Origin of the sequence: Luteibacter mycovicinus, assembly GCF_000745235.1 — a bacterium.
In the GTDB taxonomy this organism is placed as follows: domain Bacteria; phylum Pseudomonadota; class Gammaproteobacteria; order Xanthomonadales; family Rhodanobacteraceae; genus Luteibacter; species Luteibacter mycovicinus.
In genome coordinates, this window is the sequence record NZ_JQNL01000001.1 from 508,587 (window position 1) to 532,942 (window position 24,356).

20 protein-coding genes and 1 riboswitch are annotated in these 24,356 nt (G+C 65.2%); of the genes, 6 read left to right on the plus strand and 14 right to left on the minus strand.

What is annotated here, in order from left to right; all coding sequences use genetic code 11:
* Positions 1 to 39: 39 nt before the first annotated feature.
* Positions 40 to 2,973, plus strand: a complete 2,934-nt coding sequence (locus tag FA85_RS02240; RefSeq protein ID WP_051943499.1) for a glycoside hydrolase family 35 protein — start codon at positions 40 to 42, stop codon at positions 2,971 to 2,973.
* Positions 2,974 to 3,271: 298 nt separating this feature from the next.
* On the plus strand, positions 3,272 to 4,918 hold the full coding sequence (locus FA85_RS02245; RefSeq protein ID WP_197056473.1) for a S53 family peptidase: 1,647 nt from the start codon (positions 3,272 to 3,274) through the stop codon (positions 4,916 to 4,918).
* A gap of 40 nt (positions 4,919 to 4,958) precedes the next feature.
* Here FA85_RS02245 and FA85_RS02250 read toward each other — a convergent pair whose 3' ends face one another.
* From FA85_RS02250 to FA85_RS02280, 7 genes are all read right to left on the minus strand, one after another.
* Positions 4,959 to 6,245, minus strand: coding sequence for a voltage-gated chloride channel family protein (locus FA85_RS02250; protein WP_036112425.1), 1,287 nt, complete (start codon positions 6,243 to 6,245; stop codon positions 4,959 to 4,961).
* A gap of 75 nt (positions 6,246 to 6,320) precedes the next feature.
* Positions 6,321 to 6,385, minus strand: a riboswitch (Fluoride riboswitch).
* Positions 6,386 to 6,421: 36 nt separating this feature from the next.
* Positions 6,422 to 8,362, minus strand: a complete 1,941-nt coding sequence (locus FA85_RS02255) for a CocE/NonD family hydrolase (protein WP_036117387.1) — start codon at positions 8,360 to 8,362, stop codon at positions 6,422 to 6,424.
* A gap of 33 nt (positions 8,363 to 8,395) precedes the next feature.
* Positions 8,396 to 9,169, minus strand: a complete 774-nt coding sequence (locus FA85_RS02260; protein WP_156108707.1) for a hypothetical protein — start codon at positions 9,167 to 9,169, stop codon at positions 8,396 to 8,398.
* The gene (locus FA85_RS21775; protein WP_197056474.1) at positions 9,166 to 9,891 is read right to left on the minus strand and encodes a DUF3299 domain-containing protein; all 726 of its coding nucleotides are present in this window, start codon (positions 9,889 to 9,891) and stop codon (positions 9,166 to 9,168) included. The genes FA85_RS02260 and FA85_RS21775 overlap by 4 nt, the downstream gene beginning before the upstream one ends.
* Positions 9,888 to 11,144, minus strand: coding sequence for an ABC transporter permease (locus tag FA85_RS02270; protein ID WP_036112423.1), 1,257 nt, complete (start codon positions 11,142 to 11,144; stop codon positions 9,888 to 9,890). Before FA85_RS02270 ends, FA85_RS21775 begins: the two co-directional genes overlap by 4 nt.
* Positions 11,144 to 11,848: an ABC transporter ATP-binding protein gene (locus FA85_RS02275; protein ID WP_036112421.1), complete on the minus strand. Its 705-nt coding sequence runs from the start codon at positions 11,846 to 11,848 to the stop codon at positions 11,144 to 11,146. The genes FA85_RS02270 and FA85_RS02275 overlap by 1 nt, the downstream gene beginning before the upstream one ends.
* Positions 11,845 to 12,366 (minus strand): ZrgA family zinc uptake protein, encoded by a 522-nt coding sequence (locus FA85_RS02280; RefSeq protein WP_036112418.1) that lies wholly within the window; start codon positions 12,364 to 12,366, stop codon positions 11,845 to 11,847. Before FA85_RS02280 ends, FA85_RS02275 begins: the two co-directional genes overlap by 4 nt.
* A gap of 38 nt (positions 12,367 to 12,404) precedes the next feature.
* Between FA85_RS02280 and FA85_RS02285 the strand changes: the two genes are divergently transcribed.
* Both FA85_RS02285 and FA85_RS02290 read left to right on the plus strand, forming a co-directional pair.
* A complete protein-coding gene (locus FA85_RS02285; RefSeq protein WP_036112414.1) occupies positions 12,405 to 12,854 on the plus strand; it encodes a MerC domain-containing protein in 450 nt (149 codons plus the stop codon).
* A 30-nt stretch (positions 12,855 to 12,884) separates the two neighbouring features.
* On the plus strand, positions 12,885 to 13,856 hold the full coding sequence (locus FA85_RS02290) for an MASE1 domain-containing protein (protein WP_081907426.1): 972 nt from the start codon (positions 12,885 to 12,887) through the stop codon (positions 13,854 to 13,856).
* On the opposite strand, the gene FA85_RS02295 is transcribed toward FA85_RS02290, so the two are convergent.
* Positions 13,837 to 14,766, minus strand: a complete 930-nt coding sequence (locus tag FA85_RS02295) for a LysR family transcriptional regulator (RefSeq protein ID WP_036112408.1) — start codon at positions 14,764 to 14,766, stop codon at positions 13,837 to 13,839. The genes FA85_RS02290 and FA85_RS02295 overlap by 20 nt on opposite strands.
* Before the next feature lie 97 nt (positions 14,767 to 14,863).
* On the opposite strand from FA85_RS02295, the gene FA85_RS02300 reads away from it, so the two are divergent.
* Positions 14,864 to 15,868 carry a zinc-dependent alcohol dehydrogenase family protein gene (locus FA85_RS02300; protein WP_036112404.1) on the plus strand — a complete coding sequence of 335 codons (1,005 nt, stop codon included), beginning with the start codon at positions 14,864 to 14,866 and terminating at the stop codon, positions 15,866 to 15,868.
* Between the two features lie 20 nt (positions 15,869 to 15,888).
* Here FA85_RS02300 and FA85_RS02305 read toward each other — a convergent pair whose 3' ends face one another.
* The 4 genes from FA85_RS02305 to FA85_RS21340 all read right to left on the minus strand — a co-directional run bounded on the left by FA85_RS02305 (position 15,889) and on the right by FA85_RS21340 (position 21,053).
* Positions 15,889 to 18,999, minus strand: a complete 3,111-nt coding sequence (locus FA85_RS02305) for an efflux RND transporter permease subunit (protein ID WP_036112399.1) — start codon at positions 18,997 to 18,999, stop codon at positions 15,889 to 15,891.
* Complete coding sequence (locus tag FA85_RS02310; protein ID WP_036112396.1) at positions 18,996 to 20,090, minus strand: efflux RND transporter periplasmic adaptor subunit; 1,095 nt, start codon at positions 20,088 to 20,090, stop codon at positions 18,996 to 18,998. The genes FA85_RS02305 and FA85_RS02310 overlap by 4 nt, the downstream gene beginning before the upstream one ends.
* A 112-nt stretch (positions 20,091 to 20,202) precedes the next feature.
* Positions 20,203 to 20,559 (minus strand): hypothetical protein, encoded by a 357-nt coding sequence (locus tag FA85_RS20735; RefSeq protein ID WP_051943492.1) that lies wholly within the window; start codon positions 20,557 to 20,559, stop codon positions 20,203 to 20,205.
* The gene (locus FA85_RS21340; protein ID WP_081907425.1) at positions 20,496 to 21,053 is read right to left on the minus strand and encodes a ketopantoate reductase family protein; all 558 of its coding nucleotides are present in this window, start codon (positions 21,051 to 21,053) and stop codon (positions 20,496 to 20,498) included. Before FA85_RS21340 ends, FA85_RS20735 begins: the two co-directional genes overlap by 64 nt.
* A gap of 65 nt (positions 21,054 to 21,118) precedes the next feature.
* On the opposite strand from FA85_RS21340, the gene FA85_RS02320 reads away from it, so the two are divergent.
* Positions 21,119 to 21,985, plus strand: coding sequence for a LysR family transcriptional regulator (locus tag FA85_RS02320; RefSeq protein ID WP_036112393.1), 867 nt, complete (start codon positions 21,119 to 21,121; stop codon positions 21,983 to 21,985).
* Positions 21,986 to 21,994: 9 nt separating this feature from the next.
* On the opposite strand, the gene FA85_RS02325 is transcribed toward FA85_RS02320, so the two are convergent.
* Positions 21,995 to 22,612 carry a TetR/AcrR family transcriptional regulator gene (locus FA85_RS02325; RefSeq protein ID WP_428977054.1) on the minus strand — a complete coding sequence of 206 codons (618 nt, stop codon included), beginning with the start codon at positions 22,610 to 22,612 and terminating at the stop codon, positions 21,995 to 21,997.
* An 83-nt stretch (positions 22,613 to 22,695) separates the two neighbouring features.
* Entirely contained in the window at positions 22,696 to 24,351 is a 1,656-nt protein-coding gene (locus FA85_RS02330; protein ID WP_036112390.1) for a glycoside hydrolase family 13 protein, read from the minus strand.
* Positions 24,352 to 24,356: the final 5 nt, after the last annotated feature.

Genomic DNA, 24,356 nt, shown 5'->3' on the forward strand with positions numbered 1-24,356 from the left:
CGATGCCGCATCGGGCGCCGTGGTCGACTGGAGGTGGGGATGAGTACTGTCCGTGGCCGTTACGGCCGCCGTGTATCGCGGATGCTCAGCCTCGCGGCGCTTACCCTCGGCGCGCTGAATCCGCTGCCCGGCCTCGGGGTCGACGCGCCGCCCGGGCACACGGTCACCTACGACCGCTACTCCCTCATCATCGACGGCAAGCCTACCTATCTATGGTCGGGCTCCTTTCACTACTGGCGCCTGCCCTCGCCCGATCTCTGGCTCGATGTCCTGCAGAAGATGAAGGCCGCGGGCTTCAACGCGGTCGAAATCTACTTCCACTGGGGCTACCACTCGCCTGAGCGTGGGGTTTATGACTTCAGCGGCATCCGCGACGTCGACCGCCTGCTCGACATGGCCCGCGACGTCGGTATCTACGTCATCGCGCGCCCGGGCCCGTACATCAACGCCGAAACCGACGCCGGTGGATTCCCCGCCCGGCTCGTGACCACCGCCGGCAAACCGCGCACCACATCGCCGGAATACACCGCGGCGTACCGCGAGTGGATGACGCAGATCGATCGCATCGTCGCGCGGCATCAGATGACCGACGGCCGCGGGACGGTGCTGCTCTACCAGGTCGAGAACGAGCTGTATGACGAGAACCCCGATACCCGCCGTTATATGCAAAACCTCGAAGACGAGGCGCGCGCCGATGGCATCACCGTGCCGCTCACCGGCAACCACAACGGCAATTTCGTCGAGGGTCTGGGCGCCACGGACATCCCCGGCCAGGATTCGTACCCGCTCGATTTCGACTGCACACGTCCCGACCGCTGGAACGGCATCTACGACTTCAGCGAGGAGCGCCGTGAGCTGAAGCATGCGCCGCTGTTCTTCCCCGAGTATCAGGGCGGCGCGTTCGATACCTGGGGCGGACCGGGCTACGAAGCCTGCCGGAAGTTCACTGGCCCCGCCTTCGAGCGCGTGTTCTACGAGTCGATGATGGCCGCCGGCTCGACGATGCAGAACTTCTACATGACCTATGGCGGGACCAACTGGGGCTGGTTGTCGTCACCGGGCGTGTATACGTCGTACGACTACGGCGCGGCGATCACGGCAAGTCGCCAGCTGACGAGTAAGTACGACCAGCAGAAGCTCCTTGGCTTCATGACGCGTGCCGTCGCACCGCTGGCACGGACCGATGCCACCGGCACCCATGTGCCGACCAATCCGCGACTGAAGGTCGTGGCGCGGATCAATCCCGACGACGGCACACGCTTTTACATCCTGCGACACGCCGAGCCGCAGGACACCACGAACGACGCCACTCACCTGACGATCGCCACCGATCCATCGGGCGCCCACGAGACAACGATTCCCCAGCAAGCGGGAACGGCCATCCATATCGATGGCCGGGATTCGAAGATCTTGCTGGCCAACTATCGGTTCGGTCGCCAGGATCTGGCCTACTCCACCTCCGAACTGATGACCGACCTGACCATCGGCGATCGTGACATCGCGCTGCTCTACGGTCGTCACGATGAAGACGGCGAAACCGTCCTGCGCTACGCCTCGGAGCCGAACAGCGAGGTCATGACGGGCAAGGTCGCCACGCATTGGGACCCTGCAACGCACACGCTCCGGCTCAACTATCGGCATGACGATCTTGCCCGCGTGCTCATAAAAGATGGCGACAGACCGCTGCTGCTCCTGATCGGCGACAACGATGCGGCGAAACGCTTCTGGCAGGCAGATACGAAGGATGGCCCCGTTCTCGTGCGTGGCTCCTATCTGGTTCGCCATGCCAGGGCCGAAGGCGACCGTGTCGATCTCAAGGGTGATACGGAAAAGGCGGGCGACGTCGAATTGTTCGCGCCGGCGACCACTCGCGGCCTGTCGTGGAACGGCAAAACGGTTCCGGTAACCACGACACCATCGGGCAGCCTGCTCGGCCACCTCGATGGCCCGGCACCCGTGACGCTGCCGGCACTGACCACGTGGCATGTCTCGAACGGTTGGCCGGAGATCGATCCCGGGTTCGACGATGCCGACTGGCTTCCCACCGATCGCACCAGCTCGCCCAATCCTTACTGGGCGCACACGCTGCCGATCCTCGACAGCGACGCGTACGGTTTCCATCACGGCAACGTGTGGTACCGCGGCCATTTCCGAGCTACCGGGAAAGAAACCGCCATCCGTTTGTCCGCCAGCATGGGTGTTCACCTGGGTAACCGCGGCGTCTTCACCGCCTGGCTCAATGGGCATTTCCTTGGCAACAACCCCAGTGGCGCACAGCAGTTCGCCATCGATCCCGACTGGCTCAGGAAGGACGGAGACAACGTGCTTGCCGTGCTGGTCGACAACCAGGGGCATCTCCAGGAAGAACGCAGCGGCACGTTCCGCGAGCCGCGCGGCCTGATCTCGGCGACCTTCGCCGGGCCTGCGGACGACATCCACTGGAAGATTCAGGGCAACGTCGGTGGCGAAACCCTGCCCGACCCCGTGCGCGGTCCATTCAACGCGGGGGGCCTTTACGGCGAGCGGATGGGCTGGCAATTGCCCGGATTCCCTGATGGTCAATGGGCCAGGACGACACTGCCAGCGAGCACCGATAAACCTGGCGTCGACTGGTACCGGACCTCGTTCCGGCTCGATCTCCCCTCCGATCAGGACGTACCGATCGCCCTGCGCATCCACGATATCGCGCCGCATCACTACCGTGCCGTCGTCTTCATCAACGGCTGGCAGATCGGGCGCTACATCAGCGACGTAGGTCCGCAGACGGAATTCGAACTGCCCTCCGGGCTGCTCAACCAGCGCGGCGAAAACACCATCGCCATCGCGTCATGGAGCACGGCGCACGATGGCGGCCTCGGCGATGTGTCGCTCGTGATGCAGGGAAACTACCGTACATCGCTCGATTCGAAGACGGTCAAGGCGCCGGATTATCGGGACGTCATGCGGGCACAGAAGTCCGGCAAGGCGCGCTGACACCGGCGAGGTGTGATGCCGTCGGCTAAAGACGATCGACAACAGCGCAAGATATTTCGAACAAAGTACCCCGAAAATGGGACGTCGTACGCAATTCCGCACGGACGACGCATGTGACGATCCGAAGACAGAGTTCATACACAGGAGGAAACGCCAGCGGACGATACTGCGGCGCGTCCGATGGCTACAGGGGGATTCAGCCGCCCAGTCATCCAGAGGGACCAACATGCAGAACCACGGGCAGCGTGCAAAGCATCATGGCGAGCGTCGTTTGCTTGCCACTTCACTGATACTGGCTTTGAGTGTTCCATTCGCGGCAAGCGCGACGGATTCGTCGACGCAGGCATGGGCATCCACCCGCACCGAGGCGTTCCACTCCGGTGCCGCACAGTTCCAGGGTTACGCCGAAGACGGCCAGACCGTATCGATCGCGGTGTCGCTCAAGGTGCGCGATCCCGACGCCTTGAACAACTACACGCGTGAACTGTTCCGACCCAACAGCCTCGTTTACCACCGCTTCCTGACGAAGGAGCAGAGTGAGGCCACCTTCTCCCCCACCGCCGAGCAGGCTGAAGCGGTCGCGGCGTACCTCAAAAAACAGGGTTTCACCAACGTCGAAATCGCACCGAACCGCCTGATCGTCACCGCCGATGGTGACGTGGGCAAGGCACGTTCCGCCTTCCGTACGACGATCGCTCGCTTCAACGTGCAAGGCGTGAACGGCATCGCCAACGACAGCGCCGTGCAGGTACCGGCGGAACTGAGCCAGATCGACCAGGTGGTCGGCCTCGACACCACCCGGAAGATGCAGACCTATTCCTTGCCGGCCGCGCAGCTGAAACCGGCGTACGTGACCACATCCAGTGGCGGCCATGGGTACTACCCACAGGAATTCGCGACGGTCTATCACGCGGGCACCGTGGCCCGCGCCAGCAAAACCGCGGCCGCCGTCATCGGCTGGGGCAGCATGACCAACGCGCAGGCCGACCTCGCCCACTTCATCTCGGACAAGGGCCTTCCCGCCGTCCCCAGTTCCATCGTCGCCACCGCGTCGAGCAGCGATGATTCGGGCCAGGTGGAATGGGCCATGGACGCTCAGGCGATCACCGGCGTGAGCGGCGGCGTCAAAAGCCTGACCTTCTACACGTCGGGCACCAACTCCAACTCGGCGATCCTCAAGGCGCTCAACCGCGCGGTCAGCGACAACACCGCCAAGGTGCTCAACATGTCGTGGGGTGCGGCGGAATGCGGCAGCACCACCAAGGGCTTCGCGGATTCCGTCTTCCAGCTCGGTGTCTCGCAGGGTCAGACATTCGTCGCGTCGTCGGGCGATAACGGCTCGTATCCCTGCAACGCCAGCGAAAACGGTGCCTACGGCAGCAAGACCATCCTGAGCGTGTCTTACCCTGCGAGCTCACCGTACGTTGCCGCGATCGGTGGCACGACGCTCAACACCGACACCTCCGACAACTACGTGTCGGAAACCAGCTGGCCGTACAGCGGCGGCGGAACCAGCACCGCGGAAGCGACGCCATCCTGGCAGACGGGTGCGCACCGCCAGGTGCCTGACCTTGCGTTCGATGCGGACTGGGACAACTCGCCCATCATCTTCTACCTGACCAAGAGTTCGACCTCGGGTGTGGGCACGTCCGGCTATTACGCCAACGGTGGCACGAGTCTGGCCGCGCCGCTGTTCAGCGGATCGTGGGCACGCCTCGAAAGCGCGAACGCAAACGCCATCGGCTTTGCGCCGCCGGCGATCTACGCCTATGCCAGATCGACCACCACCCCGCTGCCGTTGCACGACGTCGCCAGCGGCACCAACGGAGGCTATTCCGCCACCAAGGGCTACGACCTGGCGACCGGCTGGGGAAGCTTCGACATCCAGGCGGTGGCTAACTTCATCGCCGCCAATCCCGGCTTCATCAACGCGAGCAATCCGTAACGTGACGGGGCGGCTCAGGCCGCCCCGTTTCCGAGCGCGCTCAGCGGTTGCGTCGACGCCACTCGGCCACGTCACCCAGGCGCAGATCTTCCGGCAACCGGCGTGGGTATTTGGAACGGCCCAGCCGCTGCGCATGATAAATCCCGGTATGGCCTGAAAACAGATACGCCGCCACGCACGCCAGCGCGGCGAACGGAGCGATCTGCGGACCGAAGAGCTCGATCGCCATCACGGTGGTCGCCAGCGGCGTATTGGCCGCGCCGGCGAATACGGCGACGAAACCCAGTCCCGCCAGCATGGCGAACGGGAGGTGCAGCAAAGGTGCCAGGCTGTTGCCAAGCGTGGCGCCGATGAAGAACAGCGGCGTGACCTCGCCACCCTTGAAGCCGGTGCCTAACGAGAACACGGTGTAGCCGAACTTGCTGACACTGTCCCACCAGGGCAGCGGGTGATCGAACGCGGCCACGATGGTCGGAATGCCGAGCCCTATGTAGGCCTCGGTGTGCAGCAGGTACACGGATACCGCAATGACGATGCCGCCAAAGAAAGGGCGCAAGGGCGGATACGCGATCAACGACTTCACCAGCGCACCGAAGCGATGTGTCGCGGTGGCGAACAGCATGCCAACGACGCCGAAGACGAGCCCCGCCACGAGGACGGAGAGCACGGTCCAGACGTTCAATGGCGCCACGGCGCCGACCACGTACGCCGTATGATGCACTCCCCACGCGACGCACACGCGATCGGCGACGATGCCCGCGATCATGCAGGGCAACAGCGCGTCATAGCGCAGCTTGCCGATCGCCAGAACCTCCAGGCCGAACAACGCACCCGCCAGCGGCGTACCGAAGACCGCCGCGAATCCCGCACTCATGCCGGCCATCAGCAAGACACGCCGATCCTCGTGCCGCAGGCGGAGCACGCCAGTCAACTGATCGGCGAGCGCACCGCCCATCTGCACCGCCGTGCCTTCACGCCCGACCGATGCACCGAACAGATGCGAGGCGATGGTGCCGGCAAAGACCAGAGGCACCATGCGCAAAGGCACGACCTTTCGCGGGTCGTGGATCTCGTCGATAAGCAGGTTATTGCCTGCTTCCACCGGCTTGCCCAGCCGAAAGTACACCCAGCCAATCACGAAGCCCGCGACCGGCAGCAACGCCGGCAGCCACGGCGTGATCTCACGCGTCCGCGTCGCCCACGCCAGTGCGATCAGAAACCAGGCGGACGCGGTTCCCGCGAGAACCGCGACGAACGAAGCGATCAGCAACCATTTGCCGATGTAGGGAAGCAGTTCCCACTGCTCGAGGGACCGAAAACCGCGCATGCGCTCATCCAGACGAATGAAAATCACCTGGGACGCAAGGGCGTAAGGCACATGCCTACAGCCCCGGGCAACCCAGGACATGTAGGCATCATCAGCCCCGATGGGGCGGTTCGCGGAGGCATGCCATCTCCGTAAGGCATCGAGATTAGGGGCGTCCCTCCCCCGGGTCAACCGCGTCAGGAACCCGTGACAGGCAACTCGATATACGTGCCGTCCGGCCCACCCAGCGACAGCTTCTGCGTCGCCGGCTGGAAGTCCGCCGGCTGCGCGAACAGGATGTTGGGTACGAAGGTCTGCGGATTGCGGTCGTACAGGGGGAACCAGCTGGACTGTACCTGGATCATGATCCGGTGGCCGGGCTCGAACACGTGGTTGGCGTTCGGCAGACGGAAGTCATACGCCAGCGGCACGTTGGGAGTAATCGGCTTGCCGACGGTGAAGCCTTCCCGATAACGGCCGCGGAAGATATCCATCGCGATCCCGAGTTCGTAGCCGCCCATCTCCGGCTGCTCGGCGACCTGATCGGGATAGACATCGATCAGCTTCACCACCCAGTCGCTGTCCGTACCGCTGGTGCTGGCCACGAGGTGAACGTTCGGCTCGCCGCTGATGCGGACCGGCGCGGTAAGCACCGGGGTCGTGAAGGTCAGCACATCGGGGCGCGATGCCGCCTCGCGCTGGTCGCTGGTCAGCCAGTGCTGCCAGCCCGTACCCGACATCGGACCGACCGGACGCGGACGGTACGGCACCGGATGTGCCGGATCGGAAACGTATTGCGCCGTAGCGGACGGCTCTCCCGCCGCTGCGCCCAGCGCCAGGGTGCCATCCGGACCAGGCACGAGCCGCGTCGGCCGTGCACCGCCCGTCGCGTCCATCGGCCATGCCGGACCGGTCTCCCAACGGTTCTCGCCGGTGACATACGCGTTGACCGGCGCTGTCGTGGCCGGCGCGTCTTTCAGGTAGTGCGCGAGGAACGGACGGAGGATCTTCTGGCGGAAGTAGAGCCCGGTGTCCGTGCCGAAGCGGACTGCGCCAAGACTGCTGCCGTCGCGGACTTCCTGGCCGTGGAACCATGGGCCCGCCACGAGGAAGAGCTTGTGCGCGTCGTCGTGCGGCTTCATCGCCTTGTAAACGGCAAAGGCACCGTAGATGTCTTCCTGATCCCACAGGCTCGCCACCAGCATCGTCGGCACCTTGACGGGTTCGCGGGCCAGCGCCTTGTCCACCGCCTGATCGGACCAGAACGCATCGTAGGCCGGATGCTGCGCCACCTTGTTCCAGAAGCCCAGCTGTTCCATCCCGTAGCGCTTCGCGATCGCGCCGGCCGACACGCCTTCCAGGAAGAACTGGTAGTCGTCCGCGTAGTTGTTCCACCACTTGTGCGTGTTCTTGCGCGAGGCGGTCTGCTCGTAGATGTATTCGAGGTTCTGCTGACGGAACGCGCCGTGATGGAACCAGTCGTCGCCCATCCAGCCATCGACCATCGGGTTCATCGGCACGGCCGCCTTCAGGGCGGGATGCGGATGCACGAGCGCCATCAGCGGTTCGAAGCCGTCGTATGAAATGCCGAGAATCGCCACACGGCCGTTGCTCTCCGGCACGTGTTTCACCAGCCAGTCGATGGTGTCGTAGGCATCGGTGGAATCGTCGACCGGAGTCGGGTTCTGCGGCCCGCGCAGCGGACGATTCATCACGTAATCGCCTTCCGAACCGTACTTGCCGCGAATGTCCTGCGCGACGCGGATGTAACCGTCCTGCACGAGCACATCGCTGGCGTCGTCGTCGTGACTGACCGCGACGCCGAGGTGACCGCTCTCGACCGCGCTGGTCATTTCGGACGCGTCGTAGGGCGTGCGTGTGAACAGGATACCCGCGTTCTTCGCGCCCTTGGGCACCAGGATCACCGTGTGCAACTTGACCCCGTCACGCATGGGGATCATCACGTCGCGCGTCTCGTAGTCGAAACCGTCGTACGTCGGCTTGAAGTCGGCCGGCGTTTCGCTGGGCAATGCCGGATACGTGCCCCTGGAGGGCGGCGGAGCATCGCCGGCGAAGGTCGAGGTGGCGATGACGGTGGACAAGGCGGTGACCAGCAGGGAGTAACGGAGCGTCGTGATGGCTTTCAAGGCGATTCCTGGTTGGGCATTGACTTACTGGCACGTGGGGGGCATGCGTCCGACAGCCTCCCGGATCTGTACGGCGGCGGTGTCGGCCTCGCCGATCTGCTGGCAAAGGGCCCTCACCCGCGTTCGTCCCTGGGCCCGAAGCCCCGCGCATTGCCATGCACGGGGCGCATCGAGCGGCAGCACCGCGTAAGCCACCTTGCCACATTCGTCGTGTGCGCGGTCAGCGAGAGACCGCCCCGCGAATTCTTGCGGCGTCGCGGTCATCGCGGGATCGAAGTAACTGTCCGGAAAAGCCGCCGCGTAGCGGACCACGTCGACCCGCTGCACAAAGTCACCGACGCTCATATCGAAGGGTCCTGAGCAGGGTGCGCGCTGTGCGACGTCGCGCACGGCGGCCAGCAGATAATCACGCATATCGGTCTGCTCGCCGATCGCCTCGGTCACTCCCGCCAGCATCGGCAGCCGGGCTTGCGCCGCCATGGCGGCGAGGTCATGCGCGTGGGCAGGGTCGCAGCGGGCACGCACGGAGGCGGCTACGAGGAAGACCGTGTCCTGAGCGAACGCCTCGTTCGCCCGCAGGAGTGGACCGAGCCGGTCCGTGCCGCTGCCCTGGGCACTTACAGCGACCACCCGTGCCGTCGCGTTCGTGGTCGCGGAGGCGGTCTTCCCAACCGCCTGCCGCCTTGCCGGCGGCATGTCGGGCGGTCCCGCGATCGAAAGCAACGCCACCAGCGCCGCCGTCACGATACCCGCGACAAGCATCCACACCCGCGGTCGTCCCGCCCATGGCACCTTCATTCGAACGCACGCCTCAGGCGCTCTTCGTCATCGTTGCGATACGGCTCGATGGTGGCGCCGTCCATCGCGTACGCGGAAGCGGCCATCGCGTTCTCGGTCACCTGGGTGTGCATCACGCCCTTCAGCGTCACCGGGTCGTACAGGCTCGGCGTATCGATGCCCTTCGCCAGGCGCACGTGCACCAGCATGTTCGGTGGCGGCGGGGGGACGTGGATACACGCGCCGTAAAACGGCACGAAGAAGAACTCGGTCATCCTGCCGTCGTCATCCGTCTCCAGTGGCACGACATAGCCGGGCAAGCGGATCTTCCTGCCGTCGAGCGCGGCTACGGTATGCAAGGTACCGACCTGCTTCATGCGCTGATTACCGACGTGCAGCACCGGAGGTGCGTCCTCCAGCGCCTTGAAATCTTCCGGTGGCACCATCCGGCTCCAGTCGAGATCGGCGAACCCGTTTTCGTCGGGCAGGCCGAGCAAGGGTGCGGCGGGTGCTGCGGCCACGGCCGCGTTGCCACGCGACGCCGCGAAAGCATTCGCCGCAGCGATACCGTCAGCACCCGCTCTGGCTCGTCGCGCGCGACCTTCATCGGCAGCCGCCTGCGCACGCGCGAGCTCGGATGTCGCCGCCGTCGCCGGGCCCTGCGCCGCGGTGTCGTCAGTACCGTCGCGAGCACACCCCGCAACGCACACGGCAAAGGCGAGACAGCACAGGCGCGCGATCACAGGCGCACCTGCAGGCCATCGGCCAGGGAACGTCGATACGCGATCCATCCCGGAATGCATCCCGACAACGAACCGAGCACCAGCACGCTCAGCAGCAACCACCCTTCCTGCGCCGAGGGCGTGGCATTAAGCACGATGCCCGCGTTCGCCAGCAGATAATCGTGCGCCAGCAGTGTCACCGCAAACAGCAGGACCCCGCCCGCGACCATGCCGATAAGAGTCAGCAAGGTGCTCTCCGCGACCAGCAACGCGAAGACCGTGCGTGTGGATGCCCCCACCGCGCGCAGTACCGCCATTTCACGACGTCGTTCGTTGAGCATCGCCAGCAACGCCGTCAACATGCCCGAGATGCCGACCAGCACCACCATCGCGCTGACGACGCGCAGGGCATTCTCAGCGGTACCCAGCAAGTGCCACAGCTCGCCCAGCGCGACGCCCGGCAGCACCGCGAGCAGCGCCTCGTCGGGATATTCGTTCAGCGCACGCTGCACGGCGAAGGCCGACAGGCGCGAACGCAGCCCGACCAGGCAGGCGGTGATCGCCTTGGGCGTCAGGTCCCTGTGTCGCGCCTGATCGGCGCTGGACGTCATTCCCGGCAGACGGACACCGGAGCGCCAGTCCACGTGAATGGCCTCGATCGCCTCCAGACTCACCGCGATCGTCGCATCGACCGGTGTGCCCGTCGGCGCCAGTACGCCCGAGATACGAAACGGCTTGTCCGAATGTAGCGCCGTTGCGGGGCCGCCCAGCCCGTGGGCGAGGACGATGGTGTCTCCAACACCATAGTGCAGACGACGCGCGACCTCCGCGCCGATCACCGCGTCATAAAGGTCGGAAAAGGCATGTCCGGCCGCGAATGCCAGCGGCTTGCGTGCCCCATAGCGGTAGTGCAGGAAAAAATCGGAGGTCGTGCCCGTGACCCGGAAACCGCGGTGCGAATCGCCCAGCGACAGCGGCACGGTCCAGGCCACTTCAGGCATCGCACGGATGTCCTGATAGGTCTTCCACGTGATGTTGTTCGTCGCCTCCCCCACATGAAATACCGCATAGAGCAGCAGATTCACGGGACCGGAGCGTGCGCCGACGAGCAGGTCGGTCCCGGAGACGGTACTGGCGAAACTCTGCCGCGCGTCGGTGCGGACGCGCTCGACGCCCAGCAGCAGAAAGACACTGAGGGCGATGGTGATCACGGTCAGCGCGACACCGGTGCGACGCTGGCGCAGGCTTTTCAACGTGATGCTGAAGACGTTCATCAGGCGACCAGCTGGTGGGAAGGAAGGTTGCCCAGCGCCAGGGCACGATCGAAATGGCGCGCCAGTGACATGTCATGGCTGACGAAAACCACGCCGGTGCCGTGCCGCGTGCACTCGCCCAGAAGGAGTTGCAAAAAGCTGTCGCGTGCGGCGATGTCCAGCGCCGAGGTCGGCTCGTCGGCGACGATCAGTTCAGGGCCACCGATGAGGGCACGCGCGGCGGCCACGCGCTGTTGTTGTCCGACGCTGAGCTCGCTGGTTTTTCGTCGCGACAGGGTGCGCCGATCGAGGCCAAGGGCGCCGAGCAGTCGCGACGCTTCGATACGCGCATCGCCTGCGCGTGCCGTACGCGCGGGCGACCACGCGCACCCGAGCAGTACGTTTTCGACCGGATCCAGAAAGGGCAGCAGGTTGAACTGCTGAAAGATGTAACCGAGGTGGTCCGCACGGAAGCGGTCCCGCGCCGAGGCGCTCAGCGACGACAAGGGCGTACCCAGCACATTCACTTCACCGGCGGCTGGCGAGAGGACGCCTGCGATGAGCCCGAGCAAGGTACTTTTCCCACTGCCGCTGGGCCCGCACAGGAACAGCCGCTCGCCGGAGGCGACGTGGAAATCGTCCAGCATCAGCACCGTATCGGAAGACGGCCACGCGAAACGCAGGCCTCTGCACCGCAGCAGCGCCTCATCGCCGTAAGGAATCATGGCTGCACGTCCACCCGTACGACGCCGGGGTCGAGCACCTGCTGGTGACTACCGTTCGCGGACAGCACGTTGACTACGACGGTCTTCAGCGAAGGAAACGTTTCGACCAGTCGCACATCGAGCGCGTTGAGCTTGTCCGGGTGCGCGCAAAGCAGCCGATAGTCGGCGTGCAGGTCGACGTGCGCGCCCGAGGTGTCCGTGGCATCGAAACCATGGGCGTCGACGTGTGCCTCGGCGACGTGGCAATCCGCGGCGCGTGCCGCTTCCAGCCAACGCCCCGACTGCAACACCGCCTTCGCACGAGCGAGTGCCGCCCGCTCCGGCGGTGTGCCCGGCGGATGCTCGAACCCGACGGCGTCGTGCCCGGCCAGATTGAGCTCGGCGGCGACCATGTTGTTCTCGATCGAGATATCGACCGTCGCCCGTCCGTGCACGTGCGCACCCACATGCCGGACTTCCGCGCCAGCGGCGCCAGTCACAAGCACGCTGCCCAGCAGCAACCACCAACGCACAGCCATGCCATCACCTCTTAGTGTTATGTTATAACATAAGTTACATGACAAGCATCGCGTCGCGCCAGCCCTCCTCGTCACTCGATCGTTTCGCCTCTTTCTGGGCGATCGGGTGCGCTATCCACTGCCTCGCCCTGCCCCTGGTCCTGTTCGCCGTACCGTCGCTCTACCTCGCGCTGTATTCGTTCGCATCGCCCCACCGCGAGCTCGCCATGGCACTGCTGCGGCTGATCAGTCTGGAGCCTTGGTTCATTGCGACCGGCGCGCTTATCAGCACGCTCGCCATGGTCAGGGCATGGCAGCGGCACCGGCGAGCCGGACCGCCCGCGCTGGCCGCAGCCGGCATCGCGACCTTGTTTGCCGCGTGGTACTTCGCCGCGTGGGCCGACGGGTGGATGCACACCGGCGGCGTCCTGATGGGCGGCGCGCTGCTCGTCACCGCACATACGTGGAACGTGAAGTGCGTCCGATCGGTAAGGCGTGACGTTTTGTGAAGCCGCCGCTCCGCTCGTTACACTACGTGGATGTCGAATGCGAGCCACACACGGACACACTCTGCCCTGAGCACGGAACCCAGGTGGATCTCCGGCAGTGCGTTTCTTGCCGTCGCGGCGGCCTACGCCGCGGTATATGAGATAGCCCGTTACATATCGCCATCCAGCCAGTGGAATCTGATGGCCGGACTCCGCCTCGCCGCGATCCTGCTGGTTCCTCGTCGCTACTGGCCCGCCCTGATCGTGGGCGAGTGGGCGCCGCTCATTCAGAAATGCGCGATCAACGCCGGACGGTTCGGCATGGAGTGGGCCATTCTCGGCGGGATTCCCCTGATGATCGTCTGTATGCCGCTGGTCATGCTGGCCAGGCGACGGGGCCCGTTTCCGTTCCGTGACGGGGAAATCCACCTTCCCAGCGTCCTGCTGGTAGCCGCGGCATGCGCACTGGGCAGCGCCGTGGTCGATACGGCCGGACTCAGCGCGGCGATCGACGCCTCCCGCGGCGCATCGCCGGCCATCTATCTGCGCGACTCCTTCTACGCCTATCTGCTGGGTGACTTCTGCGGAATGGTCCCCGTCGTGCCGGCGTTGTTCGCCTTGAAGGATGTGTTCAACGCGGGACGGTCCGGTGCCTGGCGACGCGTGCGAAACATCCCGCTCACCAGCGCGCTCGTCGCACTTTGCCTGGCCGGCTGGATCGGGATAGTGCTTATACAGGAACGTCTGCACCTGCACGGCGCGGAGCTGCAGGCACTTCGTCTGTGCGCGATGCTACCGGTGCTCGCCCTGACGCTGCGCTTCGGCTGGCAGGGCGGCGCGCTCGCCGGCGTCTTCGCCCTCGCGGCGGTGATGTCGACGGCAGGCGAGTCGACCGACGTGTCGATCATTGAGGCGCAGGTTGTCATGAGCATCGCCATGGCAGGCGCCTTGCTGATCGGCATGCCCATCGCGCGGCGTACGCGCGAACGCCACGCGGGCCGCGTCACGGCGAGGGCGGGCTGAGTGGATAGCCCCAGGGGGCCGGCGCCAACGCCTCCGCCAGCCACTCGACGAAGGCACGGGTCTTCGCCGGTGCGTGACGCGTCGACGCACGGATGACATAGATGCCTGTCTCGCCCTTCGCCCGCCACCCGTCGAGTACAGGGACGAGACGTCCATCCGCAAGCTCATGCGCCACGAGCCAGTCGGCGGCCATCAGCACGCCTGCCCCGGCGACGGCGGCACTGACGAGGGCGTGTATGTCGTCCGACTCGATACGTCCCGCCACTTTCACCGCCCGTTCCTCGCGGCCGCGCTGCAGATGCCATACGGGGTGCGTGAACATCGGCGTGAAACCGAGGCAGTCGTGCCGGGTCAGATCGTCGGGCGTCGTCAACGGCGGCCGTCGCTCCAGGTACGATGGCGCAGCGCAGATCATCCGACCGGCGGGTGCGACGCGCTGGCTGATCAGTCGGCTGTCTTTCATCTCGCCGATGCGCACCGCCACGTCGAAGCCCTCCGCGACCATGTCGACATAGCGGTCGCTGAAGCTCGCCTCGATACGCACGGAGGGATGCAGCGCCAGAAACTCCGTGAGTCGCGGCGCGACCCACATGCGTCCGAAAGCCGGTGCCAGGGTGACTCGCAGCAACCCCGATGGCGCATCGGCGAAATCGCGCGCCTCGTCCTCGGCCGTCCGCACCAGGTCCATCGCCTGCCGCACGCGCTCGCGAAATTGCATGCCCGCTTCGGTCGCGCTTACCCGCCGGGTCGATCGCTCGAGCAGGCGAATGCCAAGACGTGCCTCGAGGGCAGCCACACGGCGCGATACGACGGAGGCATCCCGCTCCAGCCGGCGGGCGGCGGCCGTGAAACTCCCCGTGTCGACCACGGCAAGGAAGGTGAGTAGCTGGTCGGCCTCGAGCGCGTCCATTATTGCATCCGGTGCAGGAATGTCTTGTTTCTACCACCGATTTCGCGCACCGGGAATCCCTCAGACTGATCGCATCCCCCAACCCGGAGACGCCGCCATGCGAGCCTTTCAGCTGACATCCGCTTCCATCGACTCCCTCACCGCGAGCGAGCTGCCGACACCGCAGCCCGGCCCGGGCGACGTTCTCATCCGGCTACGCGCCGCGAGTCTCAACTTCCTGGACGTCGCGGTGGCCCGCGGCGACTTCGGCCCCGACCACTTTCCACGGATTCCCGTGGCCGATGGTGCCGGCGAAATCGCCGGGCTGGGCGATGGCGTGGAAGGCTGGGCTGTGGGCGATCGTGTCGCGCCCGCGCTGATGGCCCGGTGGCTCGCCGGCCCGATTCAGCCTTCGTCGCACGACGCCGTTCGCGGCGTCACCGTCCCGGGTTCCCTCGCGCAATACACGGTCGCCCCAGCGTCGTCGCTTGTCCGTATCCCGGATGGACTGACGTGGGAAGAAGCCGCGACCTTGCCCGTCGCCGCGACCACGGCCTGGAACGGCCTCGTCAGAGGCCACGTGCGCCCGGGCTCGACCGTCGCCCTGCTTGGCACCGGTGGCGTGAGCCTGTTCGCGCTGCCGTTAGCGAAGGCCGCCGGGGCTCGCGTGATCATCACGTCGTCGTCCGACGACAAGCTGGAACGAGCCCGGACGCTCGGCGCCGACGAGGTCATCAACTACACCACCACGCCCGCGTGGGACGAGCGCGTGCTCGAACTGACCCATGGCAGGGGTGCGGACCTGGTGATCGAATCCGTCGGTGCGGCCACGTTCCCCCGGTCCATGAATGCCGTCGCCTTCGCAGGCACGATCTTCGTCATCGGTTTCGTCGGCGGCGCGGAACTGACGATCCCCGTGCTCCCCATCCAGCTGAAAACGATATCGATCCTCGGCAACAACACGGGATCGGTGAGCGACTTCGCCGCCGCGGTGCGGGCCATTGAGATGGCGGGGATCAAGCCGGTCATCGACAAGGTATTCGCTTTCGACGACGCGAAGGCGGCCTTTCACTACCTTGCCGATGCGGGACACGTCGGCAAGGTGGTCATTCGGATCGACTAGGGAATAGGAACCCACCCTGCTTACAGAGGCTGCTCGCTCGGCTGGTGCTCAAGCGACGGCACAGCCCTCGGATCCACCCCGGCGTCAGGCTTGACCCGATACCAGAGTGCATAAAGTGCCGGCAAGAACACCAGCGTAAGCACCGTCCCGCCAATCGTCCCGCCGATCAGCGTGAACGCCAGCGAGCCCCAGAACACCGAGAACGTCAAAGGAATAAACGCGAACACCGCCGCCATCGCGGTAAGGATCACCGGTCTTGCCCGTTGTACCGTCGCCTCGACCACCGCGTGGTATGTGCCCAGCCCCTGATGCTCGTTGGCATGGATCTGCCCGATCAGAATGAGCGTATTGCGCATGATGATGCCCGCCAGTCCGATCAGGCCCAGGATCGCGTTGAAGCCGAACGGCTGGTGGAACAGGATCAGCGTCGGCACGACACCGACCAGTGCCAGCGGCGCCGTGGCCAGGATCATCAACATCCCCGAGATCGACCTCACTTCGAAAACGATCACGATCATCATCAGCAGGATCATCACCGGGAAGACCGCGCCCAGTGCCTTGTTCGCCTTACCGGCCTCCTCGAGCGCGCCTGCCGTATCGATGGCGTAGCCCGGCTGTAGCTTATCGACCAGCGGTTTGATCTCCGCGATCAGCTTCATCGAGACATCCGGCGGCTGGAATTCCTCACCGATATCCCCGCGTACCGTGATCGTGGTCATGCGGTCGCGCCGGCGCAGGATCGGATCTTCCATGCGTACTTCCTGAGTGCCGATCTGCGACAGCGGCACGCGCTGGCCTGAGGAACCGACCAGCGTGAATCCATCCAATCGCGCCGGGTCGAGCCGTGCATCGCCCGCGCTCCGCGCGACGACGTCAACGGAACGGATGTCTTCGCGTACCTGGGTCACCGTCACGCCCGTCAGCAGGAACTGCAGCTGCTGGGAGACGTCGTGCGAGCTCAGACCGATCGCGTGGAGACGATCCTGATCGAGCACGAAGTGCACTGTCGGCACGCGCTCGCCCCAGTCGCTATTGACGGTGCGCATGGCCGGGTTCTTCAGCATGGTCTGCTTGACCTGTTCCGCGAGGTCGCGGACCCTGGCCTCGTCCGGTCCGGAAACACGGAACGCCACCGGGAACGGCGAATACGGCCCGAACACGATCTGCGTCGCCCGGATGCGTGCCTCAGGTGCCAGCCCGTCCTGCACCGCATTGCGCACACGCAGCTTCAGCGCTTCGCGCGTCTTCTCGTTCTCGGTAAGCACCACGATCTTGGCGAAAGAGGGATCGGGTAGTTCAGGCGCGATGGCCAGGTAGAAGCGAGGTGCGCCCTGCCCGATGTAGCTGGTGACGATCTTTGCCTCGGGCTGTTTCTTCAGCCAGGCCTCGACCTCGCCGACCGCCTTGCTGGTCGCACCGATCGACGTGCCTTCGGGCATTTGTACCTCCACCAGCACTTCAGGGCGATCGGACGCCGGGAAGAACTGGTTGGTCACGAAGCCCATGCCGACGACCGCCACGGCGAACAGACTCACGACAGACACCGCAACGAGCAGCTTTCGCCGTACGGCCCATGCGATCAGCCCGCGCAACTGACGATAGCGCGGCGTGCCGTAGATCGCCGCATGACCACCGACGACCGGCCTGATGTCGGGCAGCAGCTTCACTCCGAGATACGGTGTGAACACCACGGCCACCACCCACGAAGTGAGCAGTGAGAACATCACCACCCAGAAGATGTTTCCGGCGTATTCACCCGCGGTGGACTTTGCAAAGCCTACCGGCATGAGGCCGATGGCGGTGACGAGCGTGCCGGCGAGCATCGGCGCCGCTGTATGACCCCACGCGTACGTTGCGGCCGCGACCCGGTCACGCCCCTCCTCCATCTTCACCACGATACTTTCGATAACGATGATGGCGTCGTCGACCAACAGGCCGAGCGAGAGGATCAACGCACCCAGCGTAATGCGATCGAAGTCGCGCCCCGTGGCAAGCATGATCACGAAGACACCGGCCAGCGTCAGTGGCACGGCGGCGGCAACGACGATGCCCACGCGGAATCCGAGGCTGACCAGACTCACGGCAATCACCACCGCCAGTGCGACAAAGAACTTCAGCATGAACTCGTCGTACGCTTCGGCGATGTTGACCGCCTGGTCCGTGATCTTGGTAAACGACAGGCCCACGGGCAGTTCGCTGAAAATCGCGGATGCCTCTTTCTCGAGGGCTTTGCCGAGGTCGAGTCCGTTGTAACGCTCCTTCATGACGATGCCCAGCACCAGGGCGGGCTCGTCCTGATTGCGGATGAGGAAAGTCGGCGGGTCTTCATACCCACGACGCACCTTGGCGACATCGCCCAGGCGTAAGGTGTGCCCATTGGACACCACCGGGGTTTCTTCGATGCGACGGAGATCATCGAAGGCGCCATCCAGGCGCACCACAACCTGAGGACCGTGGGTATCGATCGATCCCGCGGGGGTGAGCAGGTTCTGGTCGTTCAACGCACCGAACAGCGCCGTGGGCGTGAGCCCCAGCGTGGCGAGACGGTCATGGGAGAACTCGACGAAAATCTTCTCCGGCCGCTCACCAATCAGGTTAACCTTTTTCACGCCCGGCACGTGCAGCAACCGCTGCCTCAACGACTCGCCTTCGCGCACCAGTGCACGGTGCGGCTCGCCGGGCGCCTTCAACGCATACAAGGCGAAGGTAACGTCCGCGTATTCGTCGTTGATGAGCGGTCCCACCACGCCGGGTGGCAACTTCGCGGCCTCATCGCCAAGCTTCTTGCGGGCCTGGTAGAACTCCTCGGGCACGTCGCCGGGAGGTGTATCGTCACGAAGCGTCAGCGTGGTGAACGCGAGGCCGGGCCGCGTAAAAGTCTCGCTGCGGTCGTACCACTTCAGTTCCTGCAGTCGTTTCTCCAGCGGCTCGGCAACCTGATCCTGCATTTCCTGCGCGGTGGCGCCCGGCCATGCCGTCACGACCGTCAGCACCTTGACCGTAAAACTCGGATCCTCCGCGCGGCCCAGATGAAGGAACGCGAAGACGCCGGCAACCGATATGGCGACAATAAGGAAAAGTGTCACCGAGCGTTCGCGCACGGCTAGCGCGGACAGGTTGAAGCCACTCATCGCACGGCACCGGCATCATCGCCGACGCGCACACGCTCGCCTTCATGAAGCTGGTGTGCGCCAAGCGCGACGAAGCGTTCGCCGGGCTTCAAGCCGGAGGTTACCGCGACGCTCTCTTCGCCAAGGTCGCCGAGCGTGACCGGATGCCAGGTCACGCTGGCCTGTTTGCCATGGACGATCCACACACCCGGGCCCTTGCCGGCGTCGAAGATCGCCGCGACCGGCACCTGCATACCGGCAGCACCGGCGCGGGGGAGATGGACGACCACGGTCGCGCCGAGTGGCGCGGCAGCGGCTGCGCCCTCCAGGACATAGCGTGCCTCGAAGGTTCGTGTCGCGAGGTCGGCTGCGTCCGACAGGAGGCGCAGATGTGCGGCGCCGCCCTGCCCTTCGTCCCCGAAAATCGTGGCGCGGGCAACGGACCCGAGCGCGGGACGCATCGTCTCGGGAAGACTGACCAGTGCTTCGCGCGGCCCGGCATGGGCGAGGCGGATCACCACCTGCCCCGCCGTCACGACCTGGCCGGGCTCGGCAAGCGTATCGACCACGGTGCCGTCGGCGTCGGCCCGCAGTATCGAGTAGCTGGCGGCGTTGGAGGACACCCGCGCGTCGGCTTCCGCGGCACGAAGCCGCGCGGCGGCGGCTTCGGAAGCGGCCTTCGCCTGATCGTAGGCCGACTTCGACACTGCCCCGACGCCAACCAGTCCACGGAAGCGCTTTTCGTCCGCGTCGGTCTGCAGCGCCTGCGCGCGCGCCGCTTCGACGGCGCCCGAGGAAGCGGTAATGGCCAGCGCGAGGTCCGTGCGGTCGATGCGCATGAGCGGCTGCCCTTTCGTTACGGTCTGGCCGGCGTCAACCAGCCGCTCGGTGACCTTGCCGGACACCCGGAAACCGAGGTCGCTCTGAACTCGTGCCGTCACCACGCCGGAGAACGCCCGCTCGCTGACCGACGACGGCGAGACGGCCTGGGTGCGAACCAGGGGCGGCTCAGTGCGCGGATCGGCTTGGGTGCGGGAACAGGCAGCCAGCGCCAGAATCACGAGGGCCACCGCTGAGGCCGCGGCGGTTCCGGAGAGGAGTGAACGGGACATGGCGAACATTCCGGCGTAGGGATGGCCGTCACTGTTGTGGCTAGTGACCGATATGTCAACTGGTCACTGGCAAAGAAATGTAAGTCTCACGATCCATCGAGATCACGGGTGCTCAGGGGCGTAACGCTGAAAGCTGACGCGTATGCTCGGGTCCCACGGCGACCATGGCGTCAATCAGCCAACGCGTTTCGACAGGGCCAAACTCGCCGACGTCCTTGACCAGATGGCTACGGCTGAATGCCCAGAGCAGGAAGGTACGGGGCAGCCTGGGCAGACCAGCGAGCGTACCGACGGCACGCGGGCGCAAGGTATGCCCCATGCGAATCACCAGGTCGAACGCTTCCGTCCAGGCCCGGTCGAGTTGCCTCGCCTCGCGCCAGCTCAGCTCACTTTTGCGATCCCACGTCAGCAATCCCGACAGGAACAGCGGCACCGCGAGCGCGGCGTGGCTGCGAAGAAAGGCGTCCATATCTGCTTCCCACTCACTCGGCAACCCGGCGTCCCTGAAGAGCGTCGCCAACGTACTGGTCGACAACGTCGAGACCATGCCGACGCCATCGACGCGATAGCGAAGCCGCGGTCGACAAGAGCCGACGTCATATTCGGAAAGCCGAACGCGAAGCGCTCCGCACCGATGACCGATCGATATCGCGCCGTGCCCTCGAACGTGTTGAACATGAGCAGGATCGTCTTCGCCTGGCTGGCCGCCAACGATGGCAGCAGGTCCCCGATCTGGTGCTCCGGCAGCGTGGCGATGGCCAGGTCGTAGGGTGTGGCCGGATCGAGTTCCGCAAGCATGCTGACCGGAGCACGCCGCCCCTCGACGGTGACGATGGCACCCTCGCGCCTCAAGGCGTCGAGGCGCTTGCCTCGTGCCACTACCGTGACGTCATGGCCGGCCCGGGCGAGGTGAAAGGCCAGCACGCTGCCGATGCGCCCTGCTCCGATAAGAATGATCTTCATGCGCCGATTCTAGGCACGCGGAGCATTCCCGAATACGCAACATGGCGGTAATCTGATGCCCATCTATGGAAACACTTTCGTGGGACGACCTGCGCATTCTTCTCGCCGTGCATCGTGCGGGGAGTCTGCTGGCGGCAGGGAAGGCGCTGGGCCTGTCGACATCCACGACGGCACGGCGCCTCGACGCGCTGGAGGCCTCGCTGGGGCACGCGCTCGTCTACAGGAGCCAGTCGGGCACCGAGCTGAAACCCGACGCCTTGCAGTTGATACGCTTGGCCGAGGGGCTTGAGCACGGCCTCGACGCGCTGCGCCGCGACCGTGCCATGCTGGCGGGAACGCTCCGGATCAGCGTGCCCGATGGGATGGCGCAGACCGTCGCCCGCTCATTGCTCGCCTTCCAGAGCAAGCACCCCCGCCTTGACCTCGAAGTGGTGGGAGAAAGCCGGATGAGCGACGTCGCCGCACGCGAGGCCGATATCGCGGTACGCCTGACCCGCTCAACCTCCAGCGTGCTGGTGGAAAAACATATGGGTAGCTACCGCTTCGGGCTCTATGCATCGGAAGATTATGTCCTGCGCCATCTACCCACCCGTCGCCTCGCCAAGGGAGAGGCGGCACGCCACGTCTTCGTCGGTCTGGACGAACGCTGGAAGGGCCTGCCCCACGAGCAATGGATGCGTAAACTGGGAGCGACACGCTTCGCGTTTCGCTCGAGTTCGATGGAAGCCATCATGGAAGCGGTTCGCCATGGCCTGGGGTTGGCCGCCTTCCTCGAGCAGGATCCGCGCTGCGCCGATCTCATTCGTATCGAAACGGACATAGACGGTCCATCGCAAGCGTTTTATCTCGTGTACCACCGCGATCTGCGCCAGCTACCGCACGTACGCGCCGCCGTCGCCGCTATCGCCGACTACATGAGCGCCCGCCGCTGAGGCGCACCGCTACGGCGCAAGGCTGCGCAAGGCGAGGTTCGTGACCTGATTCACCCCTTCAGTCGCGTTGTCGAGGTTGTACTGCAGCATCACGGGATGGATGAAGGGCGAGGCGGCAAGCCAGACACCGGTGACGACATCGTCGATCGGTGTCTTGCGCTCGAAATCGCCCGCCTCGCGGCCTTCGACGACGATCTCTCGCAGCATGGCCTCGAGCCGCTCGACGTACGCCCTCGAACTGGGCCACTGCTCCGTGCAGGAATGCATCACGATATCGTAGAGCTGCCGGTCGGCGAAGAACTGCTCACGACTCTGTTCCATCACGCTGCGGAACAGCGCGCGCAGCTTCTCGTGCGCGCCCCGGGCCTGCGAGACCGCCGCGTCCACTTCGGCAACCTGGACGCCGAGGCAACGGGCGCAGATGGCCTCGCCGATCGCGCGCTTGGAATCGAAGAACTTGTAGATGTACGCCTTCGAGAAACCGATGGCTCTGGCCAGATCGGACACCGTGGTTTTCGCGTAACCGTAGCGGCTGAAATGCTCGTCGGCCGCCTCCACGATGTGATCGCGGATAGTCTCCGCGGGGGCGCCGCGGAGGTTGATCTCGGTGCGGGGGGACGAGGCGATCATGGGGTGACGGTAACCGGGCTGGCTCTCGCGGACAACGAGTGACCCGTAGGTTATATGGTCACTCGCTGGAAAAACCACCCTCACCCCAACCAGACCGCCGAATTCGCCGGCAACATGTGCCCACTGTCCAGTGGCACACTGGACACCAGAACCTCGCCGCCGGGCAACGCGACCGGATGATCATTGGTGTTCACCACCACATGCACGCCGCCGTTGGCGAAAGCCACGACACCCGGCTCCGCATCGCGCCACAGCAACTCGCCGTTACCGAGATCCCGCTGACGACGCAGCCGCAAGGCCGAGCGATACAGCTCCAGCGTCGAGCCGGCATCGCCCTCCTGCCGATCCACCGCATAGCGCGCGAACGACACGGGCTGCGGCAGCCACGTCGCCGTGCCCGGACCGAAGCCGAACGCGGGAGCCGCGCTCTGCCACGGTAGCGGCACACGGCAGCCGTCGCGGCCGATCTCCTCGCCTGAGGTCCGGAAGAATGCCGGATCCTGGCGATGCTCCGCCGCGAGCGTCGTGTGCTCGGGGAGACCGAGCTCTTCGCCCTGATAGATGTACGCCGAGCCCGGCAATGCCAGCGTCAGCAACGCCGCCGCACGCGCACGGCGCAGGCCGAGCGCCTCGTTCGGCTGCTCGCCGGCCGCGTCGATGCCCTTCGGTCGCGCACCCGGGACACTCAGGCCATAACGCGACGTATGCCGCACCGTGTCGTGGTTCGACATCACCCACGTCGTCGGTGCACCCACCTCGGCACTCACGGCCAGCGAGCGCGTGACCACGTCACGAAACGCCTGCGCATCCCAGTGGGTGAGCAGGTAGTCGAAGTTGAACGCCTGCTGCATTTCATCGGCGCGCACATAACGGGCGAGGCGTTGCGGCGGATGCACCCACGCCTCGGCCACCATCATGCGGTCATTGTCGTACTCGTCCAGCACCTGACGCCAGCGGCGATACACGTCGTGCACGCCCTCCTGGTCCCACATCGGGCCGTTGTTGGAGTGCGCACCTTCCTCGCCTTCGACCATCGAGGTCTGCCCTGCCCAGTCGGGCAGGCCTTCGGCCTTGATCAGGCCGTGCGCCACGTCGACGCGAAAACCGTCGACGCCACGGTCCAGCCAGAAGCGCAACACGTCCTCGAAGTCGGAGCGCACTTCGGGGTGGTCCCAGTTGAGATCCGGCTGGCTGCGATCGAACAGATGCAGATACCACTGGCTGTCGCCGGGTGCGCGCGACCATGCGTTGCCACCGAAGATGCTCTGCCAGTTGTTCGGCGGCAGCTCACCGTCCTTACCCTTGCCGTCGCGGAAGATGTAGCGCTGGCGTGCCGCACTGCCCGGCAACGTCGCGACCGCCTCCCTGAACCAAGCGTGCTCGGTCGACGTATGGTTGGGTACGAGGTCGACGATGATGCGCAGGCCCAGACGATGCGCCTCGGCCAGCATGCGGTCGAAGTCCGCCAGCGTGCCGAACAAGGGATCGACATCGCGATAATCCGATACGTCATAGCCCGCATCGTGCTGCGGCGAACGATAGAACGGCGACAGCCAGATCGCATCGACACCGAGCTTCGCCAGATAAGGCAGCCGCGAGGCAATGCCGGGAAGGTCGCCTATGCCATCGCCATCGTTGTCGGCGAACGAACGGGGATACACCTGATAGATGACGGCGTGCCGCCACCACGTGGTCTCATCCTGCGGAGCGGATCGTGCAAGATTCGTCTGCGTCATGAAGT

Excerpts from the sequence above, each read along its gene's own strand:
- FA85_RS02240 (WP_051943499.1), top strand. The coding sequence starts at position 40 with ATGAGTACTGTCCGTGGCCGTTACGGCCGCCGTGTATCGCGGATGCTC.
- FA85_RS02250 (WP_036112425.1), bottom strand. The coding sequence starts at position 6,245 with ATGCGCGGTTTTCGGTCCCTCGAGCAGTGGGAACTGCTTCCCTACATC.
- FA85_RS02260 (WP_156108707.1), bottom strand. The coding sequence starts at position 9,169 with ATGAAGGTGCCATGGGCGGGACGACCGCGGGTGTGGATGCTTGTCGCG.
- FA85_RS02270 (WP_036112423.1), bottom strand. The coding sequence starts at position 11,144 with ATGAACGTCTTCAGCATCACGTTGAAAAGCCTGCGCCAGCGTCGCACC.
- FA85_RS02275 (WP_036112421.1), bottom strand. The coding sequence starts at position 11,848 with ATGATTCCTTACGGCGATGAGGCGCTGCTGCGGTGCAGAGGCCTGCGT.
- FA85_RS02280 (WP_036112418.1), bottom strand. The coding sequence starts at position 12,366 with ATGGCTGTGCGTTGGTGGTTGCTGCTGGGCAGCGTGCTTGTGACTGGC.
- FA85_RS02285 (WP_036112414.1), top strand. The coding sequence starts at position 12,405 with ATGACAAGCATCGCGTCGCGCCAGCCCTCCTCGTCACTCGATCGTTTC.
- FA85_RS02290 (WP_081907426.1), top strand. The coding sequence starts at position 12,885 with ATGTCGAATGCGAGCCACACACGGACACACTCTGCCCTGAGCACGGAA.
- FA85_RS02295 (WP_036112408.1), bottom strand. The coding sequence starts at position 14,766 with ATGGACGCGCTCGAGGCCGACCAGCTACTCACCTTCCTTGCCGTGGTC.
- FA85_RS02300 (WP_036112404.1), top strand. The coding sequence starts at position 14,864 with ATGCGAGCCTTTCAGCTGACATCCGCTTCCATCGACTCCCTCACCGCG.
- FA85_RS02305 (WP_036112399.1), bottom strand. The coding sequence starts at position 18,999 with ATGAGTGGCTTCAACCTGTCCGCGCTAGCCGTGCGCGAACGCTCGGTG.
- FA85_RS02310 (WP_036112396.1), bottom strand. The coding sequence starts at position 20,090 with ATGTCCCGTTCACTCCTCTCCGGAACCGCCGCGGCCTCAGCGGTGGCC.
- FA85_RS20735 (WP_051943492.1), bottom strand. The coding sequence starts at position 20,559 with ATGGACGCCTTTCTTCGCAGCCACGCCGCGCTCGCGGTGCCGCTGTTC.
- FA85_RS21340 (WP_081907425.1), bottom strand. The coding sequence starts at position 21,053 with ATGAAGATCATTCTTATCGGAGCAGGGCGCATCGGCAGCGTGCTGGCC.
- FA85_RS02320 (WP_036112393.1), top strand. The coding sequence starts at position 21,119 with ATGGAAACACTTTCGTGGGACGACCTGCGCATTCTTCTCGCCGTGCAT.
- FA85_RS02330 (WP_036112390.1), bottom strand. The coding sequence starts at position 24,351 with ATGACGCAGACGAATCTTGCACGATCCGCTCCGCAGGATGAGACCACG.